This is a genomic window from Novosphingobium flavum, assembly GCF_014230315.1.
In the GTDB taxonomy this organism is placed as follows: domain Bacteria; phylum Pseudomonadota; class Alphaproteobacteria; order Sphingomonadales; family Sphingomonadaceae; genus Novosphingobium; species Novosphingobium flavum.
The window spans coordinates 55,022-69,600 of the sequence record NZ_JACLAW010000012.1 but is presented as its reverse complement, the minus strand read 5'-3'; the positions used below and the strand labels follow the sequence as shown (position 1 = coordinate 69,600).

The window sequence follows — 14,579 nt, the reverse complement described above, 5'->3', positions numbered from 1 at the left end:
GCCGGAATTCCACAAGGATTCCGAACGATAAAACGCATCCAAAATTGGCGCCGGTAACTCGACTCATTCGGCCATTCGGCCATGAATCGGAGTGTTGTTCTATGGAAATGAGGGAAAAAATCCTGCTGGGCGCAGTAATGGCTGCCTCGGCTGCCGTTCCGGCTCACGCGCAGTCGATCACCCCGGCCTCGGGCCCGGTCTTCGCCGCCACGACCTTCACCGTCGCCACGACGACCACGACCTCGGTCACCCTCGGCTCGTCGTCGACCTCGACGACCGGTGACAGCACCACTGCGCCCTTCGTCAACACGGTGACCACCGTGCAGTCGCAGTCGCTCAACACCAGCGGCAGCGGCACGACCACCGGCACGGTTACCTTCTCGGGCACCTCGCAGAACTACTCGGTCAGCGGCTCGGGCACCGGCAGCCAGAACCAGACGGTCACCACCACGCTGACCACCTCCTACGCACCGGGCACCCCGCCGACCTCGATCGGCCAGACCACCAGCGGTGGCGGCGCGGTCAACGTCGGCTCGCCGACCGTGACGGCCCTGTCGGTCAGCGGCGTTTCGGGTAATGCCTCCGCCGGCGGCGCCATGACCTATGGCGGTACGCTGTCGTCGGGCTCGCTGAACGCCAACGGCACGGTCAACGTCACCGAGAACACCGTGGGCGTAACCACCTCGGGCGCGACCTTCTCGACCTACACCGGCACCGCCTCGTTCGCTCCGGCTACCGGCGCGATCACGGTCGGCCCGCTGGCTCTGGCCTCGGCTGCCTCGATCAGCTCCTCGGGCTTCGCCGTGACCAACGGCACCGCCACCACCACCGTTGGCGCCACCGGCATCACCACCGGCGCGGTCTCGGCCACCTCGGTCAACGTGAACGGCGGCAAGATCACCAACGTCGGCACCGGCACCGCCACGACCGACGCAGTGAACCTGGGCCAGATGAACACCGCAATCTCGACCGCGGTTGCCGGCGTGAACTCGTCGATCAACACGCTGGCCTCGCTGGTCGAAGCCAACCGCAAGCGTTCGGACGCCGGCATCGCCACGGCCGTCGCCCTGTCGGGCGGCATGTTCCTGCCCGGCAAGAAGGTCAACGTGACCGCCAACATCGGCGCCTTCCGCGACGAAGTGGCGATCGCCGGCCAGCTGGGCATCATGGTCAGCGACAGCGTTGCGATCAACGCGGGCGTCGCCACCAGCTTCCACAGCTACGGCGGCACCTCGCTGCGCGGCGGCTTCACCTTCGGCTTCTGAGCCAGAGGCGACACAAACAGGAAGGGCTCGCCGGGCGACCGGCGAGCCCTTTCCTTTTGGAGCCGTGCGCCCGACCTCAAACACTCTTCATTACGAGGGGCACAGCCCCGCCGTCGGTCGCAATGACGGAGCTATTGCCTAATTGCGCAACCGGTCTGCCGCCCTGCGCCCCCTACTGCGGAGGGAGCCCGAAGCGGGCGCGATCCTCGTTGATGATGACGCGGCAGATGTCGGACAGGCGGGTGATATAGACCAGCATCGGCGGCTGGCTCCGCAGCTGAGCGTTCTTCTCGTAAGCCATGGTGATCACGTCGGACAGCAGGTTGGGCGCCATCTTGGTCTGGATCAGGCAGCGGGTGCGCGCAGCCTTGACGATCCCGGTCTGCAGGTCGTCGTTCGTGTAGACGAAATTGGCCGTGTCGTTGAGACCCTGGACATAGGCCGCCTTTTCCGCCGGGGCCAGCTTGCCCCACTGTTCGGCGTTGTTGACGTAGCCGGCCGCGCCGAAGGCGGCGCTGGCAGAAACCAGGCACAGGCCCGGCAGCAGGAACTTCCATCCCATCGATTGTCCACCCGTCATGGCCCCGCGGGGCACGATCCTTATGCCCTGCCATACACAGGAGTAGCGGCGGATTGTCCAGCGAATGGCGGGGTCAGCCCCCCGGTTTTGCCCCGATCGCGCGGATCGTGTCGATCAGGGCGCGCAGGCCGGCGATCCCAGCGGGAGCGGCGATGAAACGCGGCTCCCATGCGGGCGCATATTTCTCCTTGAAGCGCCGGAGGCCGGAAAAGCCATAGGCCCCGGCGTCGACCGCGAAAGCGAGATTGGAAAGGCGCGCCCAGCGCGGGGCCAGCTTGCCCCCGGTCACTCCCGAGAGCGGCGCGAGGCCGAGGTTGAAATGGGCGCAGCGCTCGGCGCGGGCGCGGGCGATCAGTTCGATGAAGAGGAAGTCCATCGTTCCCGGCGGCATGTCGACCACGTGGCGCATCAGGTCGACCGACAGCTCGGCCCCGTCGCCCGAGCGCCACAGGTTGGCGAAGGCCAGCGGGCGGTCCGGCGCCTCCTTGCGGACGACGACGGCCATGTCAAAATGGCGCAGGTAGGACGGGGTGAAGTGGCCCAGGCTGAAGCTCTTCTCACGCTGGCCGCGCTGGGAGAGCCAGTCCTCCGAGACCGGCGCGAGGGCGGGGAGCCAGCCGCCAACCTCGGCCGCCGGGATCACGCGCAGTTGCAGTCCTTCGCGCAGGGCCCGGGCGTGGCCGTTGCGCAGGCTCTTCATCCGCGCGCCGTCGAGGCTGAAGCCGGCCGGGTCGATGCGGGCCTCCTCGCCGTACTTGATGATGCGCAGGCCAAGCTCGATCGCAACGGGGAGCATGGCCGTGCTTATCTGGTAGAAGCACAGGCGGGCATAGGCCGCGTCGCTCTGCCGGCGCAGGATCCAGCACAATTCCGACCAGCGCTCGCGCGGGCCGACCGGGTCGCCCATCACCAGCCAGGTCCGGCCCTGCTGGCGGAACATCAGCCAGGCATCACCGGCCGGGTGGACGATGAAGTGCTTGTCGCCGGTAAAGGCCAGCGCGGCGTCGCTGCGGGGAGAGAGGGGCGCGGCGCGCACCGCGACCTCCTCGGGCAAGCGGGGCAGGCCGCCGAAAGCCTCGGCGCGGTGGAGCATCCGGTTGAGCGCCACGGCGGCGACGACGATCCCGGCGGCAAAGCTGGCGCGCAGGAAGCGGGGCGCATCGCCGCGCAGCGCGAATTCCCACCACAGGAGGTTGGAATAGGGCAGGTGGCGATAGGCGAGCAGGCCGCAGGCGGTGGAGACGGTGACCGCGGCGGCGGCGGCGAGGAGCCACCCCGCCCCACCCACCGAGAAGGCCCCGGCAGTGCGGCGATAGAAGGCGGGCGCGGCCAGCTGGAGCAGGCCGACGAGCCCGAGCATGAGGATCGCCTCCTCGAAATCCAGCCCCTTGGTCAGCGAGAAGGCGGCGCCGAGCATGAACAGCAGGCGCGCCGCGCGCATCCCGCTCTCCAGCCGTTCGAGCAGGGCCGGGGCAACCAGCAGCAGGGCCGTGCCGATCAGGCTGGCGGCAAGGTGCGAGCCATCGACAAAGGGCAGCGGCACGACCGAGAGCAGGGCGTGCATCCGGCCGTGGATCGACGGCATGGCGCCCGAGAGCAGCAGGACCACGCCGCCCGCGAAGGTCAGCGCGCCCATCAGCGCCGGGCTGACCTCGAACAGGACGATGTCGGCGGCGCGGCGCAGCGGCCTCAGCCGCTGGCCGAGCGGGGCCGCCTCGCAGGCGAGGTTGAGCAGCAGGGCGAAGACGAAAGGCACGAGATAGTAGATCGCCCGGTAGGCCAGCAGGGCGGCGGCGAGCGCGGCGCCCGCCCACCCGGCCGCCGGACGCGCGCCGGCCAGCATCACCGCCTCGAACACCCCGACCCCGCCGGGGGCATGGCTGGCCAGCCCGGCGAGAATAGCGAGGGCATAGACCGGGAAGAAGCCGGCGAAGGCCCCGCCCGGCGGCAGCAGCAAGAACAGCGCTAGGGCCGAGAGCGCAAGGTCGATCACCCCGAGCGGGACCAGCAGGACCAGCAGCAGCGGGCGCCGCAAGGCAAGCAGCGCGCCGAAGCGGCTGCGCAGGGCCGGAACCATGGCGAAGAGCAATGCCCCCGCGCCGAGCGCGGCGAAGGCGAGCTCGCCCGCCGCATGGGCCGAGCCCGGCAGCATGACAAGGCGGCCGAAGCCGACCGGCGCCCGCGCGAGCAGCAGGCATGTCGCGGCGGCGAGAACCACCCCGCTCCAGAAGGCGGCGCTGGTCATGGCGACAATCCGGGCGACCGCGGCGGCGGGCACCCCGGCCGCGCCATAGAGGCGCAGGCGGACCGAGCCCCCGGTCAGCGGCGAGAAGCCGAGGGTGTGACCAAGCGCCTGCGAGGTGAAGGCAGTCCGCGCGACGCGGCGCAGCGGCACGCCTTGCCCGAGGCTGCCGAGCGCGACGAGATCGTAGGCGACCAGCACGAGATAGCTCGCGGCGGTGCAGGCCAGCGATGCGGCGAGCCGGAGCGGCGGGATGCTCCGCAGGGCGAGAACGAGTTCGCGCAGGTTGAAGCCCAGCCCCATCCGCGCGGCGAAAATCACCGCGACCAGCCCCAGCGCCAGCACCGCAAGGGCGGCGGCGGCCTGAACGCCCCGATGCCGGACGGCGGGCGGCGGGGCTAGAGCCGTTGCCATATCTGGCTCTTGCACAGGAACTGGCGCCACAGGCAGCCCGAGATCCTGGCGTGGTTGGCGTCGATCAGCTCGATGTGCGAGGCGAAGCTGCGGCCGAGATCGGGGACCAGCACGGTGCCCACCCAGTGGCCCGGTTTGTCGGCCCGGTAGTCCTGCAACAGTTCGAGCCCGATCAGGCGCGGATAGCCCGAATCGCGCGCATCGGCCAGCGCGTCGGGCGTGGCCGAGGCGACCACGCCACAGATCTTGTCACCGCATTCGTCGATCCGCACGTCGACCGTGCCGTAGGGATTGCGCCAGAGCCCGCTCAGCGGGGCATTGACGCGCCTGATGCCGGCCTGAGACGGCGCCGCGCCGAAGCACGCGGCGAGCGCGGCGGCGAGGAGGGCAGCGGGGCGGAGCGAAAACTTGATCATGGCACGACTCGATTCAGGCCATCGGGCCCGGCGGTTGGAACACCGCATCGACCAAGGCCCGCCCCAGTTGCTCGCGGCTGAACAGCATCATGTGCCAATCGTCGATCGCCACGCGCCGGGCGCTGGCGGCGACCGGGGCGCGGCACAGGCTGTCGTCTTCCCCGGTGGCATAGATGCAGGTGACCGGCAGGCCGCGCAGGCTGGGCACCGTGGCAAGGGGCGAGGCCGCGCCCTCGCCAAGGTAGGCGAAGCCGAGCGGGTTGGCCTGGAAATAGGCCGAGGTTCCCGGCACGACCAGCACCACGCTGGCGATGCGCGCGCGCAGGTCGGCCGGCAGGGCGGCGATGCCGATGCCGACCATGTCGGCCCCGAACGAGTTGCCGATCACCGAGACCTGCCGGGCCCCGGTGCGGACCAGCGCCTCGCGGATCGAGCGGGCGACCTCGGCCTCGACGAAGGCGCGGCTGCGCTGGCTGGCAAATAGCACCGGCGAGCTGACCGTGAGCACCGGCACCCCGCGCGCCGCGATCCGGTCGACCAGCCCTTCGCCGATCCCGACCCGCATCCCCATGTCGCCCGACCAGTAGACCACCGCGAGCGGCGGCGCGGCGCGCTGCTGCGGGGCGGCAACGAGGGCATAGGGCTCACGGTCGAAATAGCCGCCGAGCGCGAAAGTGACGAGCAGCCCGGCGGCCACGATCAGCACGGCCCACACGCCAACACGCGCGGCGCGCGAAGGCGTGCCCTCCGGTCTCCCCAATCTGCGCCTGCTGATGGCCATGATTGCCTGTTAGGCCCGCCCGCTTGTCCGGGAGATGGGAGCGAGATTAACTCGAATTCATTTGGGCTCAGTAGACGTCGCGGCGGTAGAGGCCGGCATCCATCAGGGTTTCCACCTGCTCGTCGCTGAGCGCGGCGCGCAGGGCGCGGTCCACCGCCGGGGCCATTCCGGCAAGGCTGCCACAGACCATGATCGCGGCCCCGCCCTCCACCCATTCGCGCAGACCCGCGGCCTGTTCGGCAACAAGGTCCTGGACGTAGCGGCCGTCTGCGGGATCGCGCGAAAAGGCCAGGTCGATCCGCGACACCACGCCCGAGGCGACATGGGCATCGAGTTCCTCGCCGCAGAGGCGGTCGTGGGCCCGGCTGCGCTCGCCGAACAGGAGCCAGACCGGCGCCGCATTGCCCGCCGCGCGGTGGCGGACATGGGCCAGCAGCCCGGCAAGCCCGGTGCCGTTGCCGATCAGGATCAGGCGGCGATCGTCTTCCGGCGTGTGGAACGAGGCGTTCGGCTTGATCCGCAGCGAAACCTCGGCGCCGGGCGCCGCGCGCTCGGTCAGCCAGCCCGAGCCGTGGCCAAGCCGGCCGTCCTCGTGCCGCACTTGCCGGACGATGAACTCGAGCCGCCCCATCGCCGGGACCGAGGCGATCGAATAGTCGCGGTGCGCGGCCTGCGGCCGGGTGGCTGTCTCGGCAGAAGCGGGCGCATGGGCCACGCCCAGTGCGCCGACCAGTTCCCCGGCAGCGCGCTCGAGATCGGCCCCGCCACCGGCCGGGTCGGGCAGGACGGTGGCAATATCGCCCGCCGCCCAATGGGCCGTGCCCGCCACCGGTTCAAGCGCGACATGGTAGACCGGACCGCCGGGACTGCCGGGGTTGAGCAAACGGCGCTCGGCCAGCCGCCATGGCTCGAAGCGGGCCTCCTCGGCGGCAATCGCCCCGCTCTCGGCGCCCATGGCGGCCAACCGGGCACGCCATTGGCCGAGCGCCGCGGGATCGCTGCCATCGACCTCGACGGCGGCGAACAGTTGCCGCGCGCCATTGGCGGCAAGCCACTGGTCGATCGCCTGGCCGAAACGGCAGAACAGCGGATATTCGCGGTCTCCGAGCGCGAGCACGGCGTAGGACAGGCCGGTCAGGTCGGCGTCCTTTTCAAGGCATTCGCGGACGAAACGACGAGCCGTGTCGGGCGGTTCGCCATCGCCGTATGTGCTGGCGATGAAGAGCAGCGTCCGCGCCCGCGCCAGCATGGCCGGATCGAGGCGGTTGGCCGCGACGAGATCGACCGCGACCCCGCTGGCGGCGAAGGCCGCCGCCGTCTGCCGCGCGAGTCCTTCAGCCGTGCGGGTCTGGCTGGCGTGAGCGACGATAAAACTGCCATCGCCGCCAAGGGCCAGCGCCGGGACCTCGGCCCCGGCCGCGCGCAGGGCCTTTTTCTTGCGCCGGCGATCGAAGTAGAGGAGCAGGCCGGTAATGCCGAACAGCGGCATCAGCAGGCTCGAGACCATCAGCCAGATCCGCCCCGGCCAGCCGAAGAATCCGCCGCGATGGATCGCCAGCATATTGGCGACGATCTTCTCGCCGAGCGGCATCGGCGCACCCTTGCGGAAACCGTAGGGCTCGATTTCGACCACCTTGCCGCTGGCTGGATCGACCTTGACCGAATCCCACGCGCGGTCGTGCAGCGCGCCGGTGGGCAGGACGCGGAAGCGGACCGGGGCGCCGGCCACGCGGATCTCGATCGTGACACGGTCGTAGCCGCCGGGCCGCACGGCGGTAAAACCGGCCCAGGCCCGTGTCAGGTCGGCCGGTAGGGTCACCCCGCCATCGCCGTCGCCCTGCGAATATTCGTGCCCGGTCAGTACGCTCGACACGGCATCGCGGTACCAGCTCTTGAGATCGCCGAACGACCACCACAGCCCGGTCAGGACCAGCAGGAGGTAAGCGGGAAAGACCCAGGTGCCGATCACCGCGTGCAGGGTGCGGTTGAAGTTCCGCCCGGTCATCGCCCATTCGACCCTGAGCCAGGCTCGCCAGTCCAGCGGGCGGCGGGGCCAGCGCAAGTAGATCCCGGAGAGCAGGAAGAACAACAGCGAAAGCGCCGTGGTCATCGTCGCGATGCGGCCCGGCCCGAGGTCGAGGCGCCCGGCACCGCGATCGGGCAGGAGCAGCCAGCGGTGGATCTCCCGTACCTTGCCGAAGAACTCGCGGCCGACCTTCTCGCCCTTCAGTTGCCCGGTATAGGGATCGATGTAGTTGAAATGCAGCGCGCGCTCGTCATAGCCGCCGATGGTGTACTTGACCTCGGCCATGCGGGCAGGATCGGCCTCGACGGTCAGCGCGGCGAGGGTGGCGCCGGGATGGTCCGCATAGAACCGCGACACGAGCTGCGGCACGGTAAGGCGCGGGCCGGGCCTTTCGGCGACGGCCGATGCCTTGCGGCTGAGCCCGGCCATGATCTCTTCCTCGTAGCTCATCAGGGCGCCGGTCAGACCGATGACCATCAGCACCAGCCCGGCCGTGATGCCGAGCGCCCAATGCACCTGGAATAGAGCCCGCTTGAGCATGGTCCCGTCTCTCCCCCGCCGTTCCCTACGGGACCGACTGCGCGCCCTTGTTCCGCTCGGCGCTGCTTCGGCCGCATCCTGACCGATGTTAGCAATCTTGTCCACAAACTCGCGACCCCGGAAAGACGGATGACAGCGAAGCCGGGCTGCTGTAGGCGCGCGGGCAGAATGACCCTGCTGCGCGCCTTTCTTCGCGATCACCGCAAGCTGGCCAGCCTCGTGCTGGCCATGGCGCTGCTCATGAAGGCGCTGGTCCCGGCGGGCTATATGGTCGAGAGCGGGAGCCGGGTGTTGGCCGTGGCGATCTGCGCCGATGCCTCGGGCGGCCACTTCACCCTGCAGATCGTGATCCCGGGCAAGACCGATGGCGAAGCCCGGCACGACAAGGCAGAGGGCACCTGCGCCTTCTCGGCCCTGGCCATGGGCGCGCTGGGCGGGGCCGATCCGGCCCTGCTGCTGATCGCGTTGGCCTTCATCCTGCTGCTCGGCCTCGCGCCCGCCCCGGCCCGGCGCAAAGGTCCGGCGCGCCTGCGCCCGCCGCTGCGCGGGCCGCCCGTCCCCGCCTGAAACCTGCCGATGCGCCGCGTCACCTTGATGCAGCGCGCAGTTTCAGGCCCCGCCTTGCCGCGCCGCGCGCGCAGGCGGACCGGATGGACAAGACCCTTGAAAACTTCCCACATCGCACTGGCGTTCGCCCTGTGCCTATCCGCCTCCCCCGCCCTGGCCGACGAGGCCACTAACCTTTCCGGATCCATCCTGGTCGTGGGCCAGAAGCAGCGCCCGATCGAGATTGAGCCGCGCGGCCTTGCCGTGAGCCTCGCCGATGAGCAGTTCGCCGCGATCAATGCCTTCAACACCGAAGACCTGATGAAATATGCGCCCGACTTCTTCGTGCGCAAACGCTACGCGGGCGACAGCAACGGTGTGCCGGGCTTTCGCGGCACCCATTCGGCCCAGAGCGCCCGCACCCTCGTGATGGTCGACGGGTTCGTGGTGTCCAACTTCCTCGGCAACAGCTTTTCCTACTCGCCCAAATGGGGCGTGGTCGGCCCGGGCGAGGTCGAACAGTTCGACATCGTCTACGGCCCCTATTCCTCGCGCTATGTCGGCAATTCGATGGGCGGGATCGTCAACATCACCACGCGCGAGCCGCAGGAGACCGAAGCCTTCGTCAATGTCCAGAGTTTCGCTCAGCCCTACCGGCAGTTCGGCACCGACGATACCTATTGGGGCGGATCGGTCGAAGGCGGTGTCGGGCTGAAGCAGAAGGACGGGCCGTGGTCGCTGCGCCTGACCGGGCGCCATTTCCGCAACGAGGGCCAGCCGATGATGTTCTACGGGCTGGTGCAGGGCGGCGCGGCCGGACCAGCGGTGACCGGCGCGGTGATAGACCCCGCGCAGCAACAGGCGGCCAGTGCCGGCACCGGCATCGCCGGCGCGCCGGGCACCACGGCCAGTCCGATCTTCGCCGCGCAGTCGCCCGCGCTGATCACCCAGAAGCAGGGTAAGGCGCGCCTTGGCTATGATGACGGCGCGATCACCGGCGAACTGCTGCTGGCCTACTGGAACAACATCGACGACCAGCACGCTCCTGATTGCTACCTGCGCGATGCGTCCGGAAATCCGGTCTGCGGAGACGGTCAGGTCACCTTGGGCGGCATCAACTACAAGGCGGCGGGGGCCAACTGGTCACGGACCGAGCGCGACGAATACCTGCTGGGTGGCAGGATCGCGGCCGACCTCGGCGGCGGCTGGAGCGCGCGGGCCGCACTCTCGACCTACCAGATCGCCCGGCAGAAGGCCTACACCTCGAACGGCTACGACAGTGGCCGGACGGGCGGCGCCGGCAAGCTGGCCGAATCCGGCCCGACCGGATGGGTAACCGGCGACCTGACCGCCGAGCGCAAGGGCGGGATCGGCGATATCGCCCTGGGCGCTACGGCCAGCTTCTACCGGGTCGACACGCTCAATACGACGCTGGCCAACTGGACCAGCGACGCGGGCAAGGCCTTTTCCTCGGAAACCTATGGCAAGACCCGGATCCTGTCGCTGTGGACGGAGGGCGCGCTGCACCTCGCCCCTTCCGCCCGCATCACGGCGGGGCTGCGCTTCGACGACTGGCGCGCCTATGACGGCGGGCTGGGACGGCTCGGCACCACGGCCCCCAACATCGGCCTGCCGGTGTTCAATAGCTATGCCGGCCGCCACGAAACCGCGCTCAACCCCACCCTGTCGGGGCAGGTCGATCTTGGCGGCACGCTGATCCAGCTGAGCCTGGCCATGGCGACGCGCTTCCCGACCGTGGGCGAGCTGTTCCAGGGCAGCCTCAACGGCGATGGCACTTTCAACGCCGACAGCTTCGATCCGGCGCTGAGGGCCGAGCGCAGCAAGGACGCCAACCTCCTGATCGGCCGCGAGTTCGGCAGGATCAAGCTGACCGGCTCGCTGTTCTACCAGCGGGTGGAAAACACCATCTTCCAGTTCTTCGGGTTCAACCAGAACGGCGTTTCGATCAGCAATTACAAGAATATCGACCTCACGCGCCAATGGGGCCTCGAAGGCATCGCGGAGGCGCGCGACTGGCCGGTTCAAGGCATGGCGATCGAAGGCAACATCGCGTGGATCGACAGCAAGACCCTGCGCAATCCGTCCGACCCGGCCTCGCAGGGCGTGCAGTTCCCGCGCATCCCCTATTGGCGGGTCAATGCCAACCTGCGCTACGATTTCACCACGCGGCTGCAGGGATCGCTCGGCCTGCGCTATGCCAGCCGCCCCAACACCGATCTCGACGGCACCCAGCGCGGCGACACTTACGGCTTCGCCTCGGAACTCTTCGCGCTCGACGCCCGGATGAGCTGGATGGCAACGCGCCAGCTGCGCCTCTCGGCCGGGGTAGACAACATCACCAACGACCGCGCCTGGGTCTATCATCCCTATCCCCAGCGCACCTTCCTGGTCGAAGCGGGGTGGAGGCTGTGAGCATGGAGCGGACCGCCCTCTATCGCATCATCTGGCGCTGGCATTTCTATGCCGGGCTGTTTGTGGTGCCGATGGTTCTCGTGCTCGCCCTGACCGGGGCGGTCTACCTGTTCAAGCCGCAGCTCGACCACTTCGAAGAACGGCATTTCCGCGACTTGCCGACCGCCGGGGCCGTTTCGCCCGAGGCGCAGGTGGCCGCGGCGCTGGCCGCCCACCCGGGCGCGCAGCTGCGTACTTACCGCCTGCCCGAGGCAGCGGGCGATGCGGCCATGATCCACGTCTCGCTGCCGGGCCCTTCAGGATCGGCGGGGGCGATGCGCGACGTTTTCGTTGCCCCGCAGGGCCAGGTCCTCGGCACGCTCGATCCCGATTGGCGGATTGCCCAGGTGGCGCACGACGTCCACGGCCAGCTGCTGCTCGGGCCAAGGGGCTCGTGGCTGGTCGAACTGGCGGCGAGCTGGGCCATCGTGATGATCCTGAGCGGGCTCTACCTGTGGTGGCCGGACGGGCGCGGGCTCGCGGGCGTGGTCTGGCCCCGGCTTGGCGCGGGGCGCCGGGTCATGTGGCGCGATCTCCACGCCGTCACGGGCTTCTGGGTTTCCGGCCTCGCCATGGTCCTGCTGCTGACCGGGCTGCCCTGGGCCGACGTCTGGGGCAGCGCGTTCAAGGCTGTGCGCACCGAAATGGGCTGGATGAAGGGCCCGCAGGACTGGACCATCGGCGGCAAGGCGGCGGACAGCGCCGGGGATGCCGGCGAACATGCCGGGCATGATCATGCCGCGATGATGGCCGGCCCCGCGCCCATGCCGCTGGGCCGCCACGTCATGCCCGACGGCACGATGATGACCATGACCGGCGCTTCGCTGAACCAGATCGTCGCCCGCGCCAAGGGCGAGCACCTGCCCTTCCCGGTGATCGTCACCCCGCCCGGAATGGCGCAGGGCTTCGGCAGTCAGGCAAGGCCGGGCTGGTCGGTCCGCTCAGACACCCAGAACCGGCCCGAGCGCGTCACGCTGACCTATGATGCGATGACCGGCAAGGAAACCGGCCGCGAGACCTTTGCCGACAAGCACGTGATCGACCGGGTGGTGGGCTACGGCGTCGCCTGGCACGAGGGGCAGTTGCTCGGCCTCGGCAACCAGCTGGTCGGCCTGGCCACGGCGCTGATGCTGGTAACGCTCGCGGTCAGCGGATTCGTAATGTGGAGGCGGCGTCGGCCCGAAGGCCGCCTGGGTGCCCCGCCCCGTCCCGCCGCCCCGACGCGGCTGCGCGGGGTTGCCGTGATGGTGCTGGCGCTCGCCCTGTTCCTGCCCCTGCTCGCACTGTCGCTGATCGCGCTGTGGCTGGTCGAGCAACTGGTCCTGCCGCGCCTGCCAGGCACGGCGCGCTGGCTCGGCCTTCGCGGCTGAATACGAACATCGGCGAAAGGGAAGTTGGAGCGGGTGAAGGGAATCGAACCCTCGTCGTAAGCTTGGGAAGCTTCTGCTCTACCATTGAGCTACACCCGCAAACCCGCAGGAAACCGAGGTTTCGCTGGAAGGCTGCGCTTGCCTTTACGGTCTGCCGGGCAGACTTGCTCTGCAAGCGCGCCGCGATTGCCATACTGGGCGCCACTTGGTCAACACACGTTGTGCGAATTTGCGCCCTGCTCCCGCAATCGCCGCGGCTGGAACCGCATGGCGGCGAGGCCACGGCAGCAGCGCGGCGCCGGCCTTCGCCGCCCGGCCGCCCCGGTTGCAGCCCGGCGGATTAACCAGAATCTGGCGCCGCGCGGGCACGGCCGGACCATTTTCGCCCGGCAATCGGCGGCTTCAGACCCTTGCCTAACAAAAGGCAGCAGGAATGTAACCAATTGTTAGGCCCCTCGCCCTTATCTTCCGACATAGCAAATACCCATAGGCCAAAGACCAAGAGGCTCGATGCACGACTAGACTGCAACAAAGGGAGACAACGATGAAAGCTTCAAGCCCGTACAAGTTTGCCGCAGCGCTCCTTGTTTTCGCTTACGCTCCGGCAGCATATGCTTCGGATGGCACGATCACCTTCTCGGGTGCGGTGACCGCATCGACCTGCACGGTGAAGCTCAACGGCGGCTCGGCCAGCGGCACGGTGACCCTGCCGACCGTCTCGACCAGCGCCCTCCCCTCGACCGGCAGCACCGCCGGCTCCACGCCCTTCACGCTCGACATTTCCGGCTGCACCTTCACCGGCGCGACGGCGGTGACCGCCTATTTCGAGGCCGGCGCCAACGTCAACGGCACGACCGGGCGGCTGACAAACACCGGCGGGGCGAGCAATGTCGAGCTGCAGCTCTACCTCGGCTCGAACTACGCCAGCAAGGTCGCCGCGGGCCAGTCCAACCAGAACGCCGCCACCCCGCTGACCGGCAACGGCCAGCTGCGCTACGGCGTCGAATACTACGCGACCGGGGCGGCCACGGCGGGCTCGGTGGCTTCCACCGTGACTTACTCGCTCATCTACAGCTGAGGCGCACGGCGCCGGCCGGGACGCCGTGGCGGACCGGCCGGCCCTCGGAGCCCCCGAAGAGGTGCGTCATGGAGAGTGAACCCGCACACGGCGCGGCGCGAGGCGCCCTGCGCCTTGCCTTGGCGGCCGCCAGTTTCGGCCTGCCCGTCCCAGCCGCCGAGGCCGGAGTCGTCGTCCACGCCACCCGGGTGGTCTATCCGGCGGCGCGCAAGGAGGTGACGGTCGACCTGCGCAACGAGGGCGCAGCCCCCGCGCTGGTCCAGGCCTGGATCGAGGCCGATGCAGAGCGCGCGCCCGATCGCCCGGCAGAAGTACCCTTCGCGCTCGGCCCGGCGATCTTCCGGCTCGATCCGGCCAGCGGACAGAGCCTGCGCATCCTCTACACCGGCAAGCCCCTGCCGGCAGACCGCGAGAGCGTGTTCTGGCTCAATGTCCTCGACATTCCGCCCAAGGCGCCGGCCAATCCCGATGCGCCCAACCGGCTCGATTTCGCCTTCCGCCACCGGATGAAGCTGTTCTTCCGCCCCGCCGGGCTCAAGGGCCGGCCCGAACAGGCCGCGGCCAGCGTCGGCTGGAGCCTGCGCAACGATGCCGCCGGCACGGTGCTGGTCGCGGTCAACCCCGCGCCCTACCACGTCTCGCTGGTCCGGATCGACCTCAGCGGCAGCGGCTGGAGCGCGGCGGCGGCGCCGGTCATGCTTGCCCCCCTCTCGACCACGACGATCCCTCTCGCCAAGCCGGTCCAGACGGGGGCGGTGCGGGTGCGCTATGCCTTCGTCGACGATTTCGGCGCCACGCGCGAGGCCGAGGCCACCGCGCCGGGCGGAACCCCGGCATCCTGAGCCCGGA

At 69.4% G+C, this 14,579-nt stretch carries 11 protein-coding genes and 1 tRNA gene; 6 read left to right on the top strand and 6 right to left on the bottom strand.

Annotated elements, in window-relative coordinates; genetic code table 11:
• The first annotated feature begins 137 nt into the window (after nucleotides 1-137).
• Nucleotides 138-1,265 (top strand): YadA-like family protein, encoded by a 1,128-nt coding sequence (locus H7F51_RS14985; RefSeq protein WP_185665119.1) that lies wholly within the window; start codon nucleotides 138-140, stop codon nucleotides 1,263-1,265.
• Between the two features lie 172 nt (nucleotides 1,266-1,437).
• Here the strand turns inward: H7F51_RS14985 and H7F51_RS14980 are convergent, their stop codons facing one another.
• From H7F51_RS14980 to H7F51_RS14960, 5 genes are all read right to left on the bottom strand, one after another.
• Entirely contained in the window at nucleotides 1,438-1,827 is a 390-nt protein-coding gene (locus H7F51_RS14980) for a hypothetical protein (protein WP_185665118.1), read from the bottom strand.
• Between the two features lie 91 nt (nucleotides 1,828-1,918).
• On the bottom strand, nucleotides 1,919-4,501 hold the full coding sequence (mprF, locus tag H7F51_RS14975) for a bifunctional lysylphosphatidylglycerol flippase/synthetase MprF (protein WP_185665117.1): 2,583 nt from the start codon (nucleotides 4,499-4,501) through the stop codon (nucleotides 1,919-1,921).
• Nucleotides 4,486-4,917 (bottom strand): DUF2147 domain-containing protein, encoded by a 432-nt coding sequence (locus H7F51_RS14970; RefSeq protein WP_185665116.1) that lies wholly within the window; start codon nucleotides 4,915-4,917, stop codon nucleotides 4,486-4,488. Before H7F51_RS14970 ends, mprF begins: the two co-directional genes overlap by 16 nt.
• 13 nt (nucleotides 4,918-4,930) lie before the next feature.
• A complete protein-coding gene (locus H7F51_RS14965) occupies nucleotides 4,931-5,677 on the bottom strand; it encodes an AcvB/VirJ family lysyl-phosphatidylglycerol hydrolase (RefSeq protein ID WP_185665115.1) in 747 nt (248 codons plus the stop codon).
• A gap of 88 nt (nucleotides 5,678-5,765) precedes the next feature.
• Nucleotides 5,766-8,264: a PepSY domain-containing protein gene (locus H7F51_RS14960; protein WP_185665114.1), complete on the bottom strand. Its 2,499-nt coding sequence runs from the start codon at nucleotides 8,262-8,264 to the stop codon at nucleotides 5,766-5,768.
• 168 nt (nucleotides 8,265-8,432) lie between these two features.
• Between H7F51_RS14960 and H7F51_RS14955 the strand changes: the two genes are divergently transcribed.
• The 3 genes from H7F51_RS14955 to H7F51_RS14945 all read left to right on the top strand — a co-directional run bounded on the left by H7F51_RS14955 (nucleotide 8,433) and on the right by H7F51_RS14945 (nucleotide 12,652).
• Nucleotides 8,433-8,831 (top strand): hypothetical protein, encoded by a 399-nt coding sequence (locus H7F51_RS14955; RefSeq protein WP_185665113.1) that lies wholly within the window; start codon nucleotides 8,433-8,435, stop codon nucleotides 8,829-8,831.
• Nucleotides 8,832-8,927: 96 nt separating this feature from the next.
• Nucleotides 8,928-11,243, top strand: a complete 2,316-nt coding sequence (locus H7F51_RS14950; RefSeq protein ID WP_246448571.1) for a TonB-dependent receptor — start codon at nucleotides 8,928-8,930, stop codon at nucleotides 11,241-11,243.
• A 2-nt stretch (nucleotides 11,244-11,245) separates the two neighbouring features.
• Nucleotides 11,246-12,652: a PepSY-associated TM helix domain-containing protein gene (locus H7F51_RS14945; protein ID WP_185665112.1), complete on the top strand. Its 1,407-nt coding sequence runs from the start codon at nucleotides 11,246-11,248 to the stop codon at nucleotides 12,650-12,652.
• A gap of 25 nt (nucleotides 12,653-12,677) precedes the next feature.
• Here the strand turns inward: H7F51_RS14945 and H7F51_RS14940 are convergent.
• Nucleotides 12,678-12,751, bottom strand: a tRNA-Gly gene (locus H7F51_RS14940).
• Nucleotides 12,752-13,196: 445 nt separating this feature from the next.
• Here H7F51_RS14940 and H7F51_RS14935 point away from each other — a divergent pair.
• Nucleotides 13,197-13,730: a fimbrial protein gene (locus H7F51_RS14935; protein ID WP_185665111.1), complete on the top strand. Its 534-nt coding sequence runs from the start codon at nucleotides 13,197-13,199 to the stop codon at nucleotides 13,728-13,730.
• 68 nt (nucleotides 13,731-13,798) lie between these two features.
• Nucleotides 13,799-14,572 (top strand): fimbrial biogenesis chaperone, encoded by a 774-nt coding sequence (locus tag H7F51_RS14930; protein ID WP_185665110.1) that lies wholly within the window; start codon nucleotides 13,799-13,801, stop codon nucleotides 14,570-14,572.
• Nucleotides 14,573-14,579: the final 7 nt, after the last annotated feature.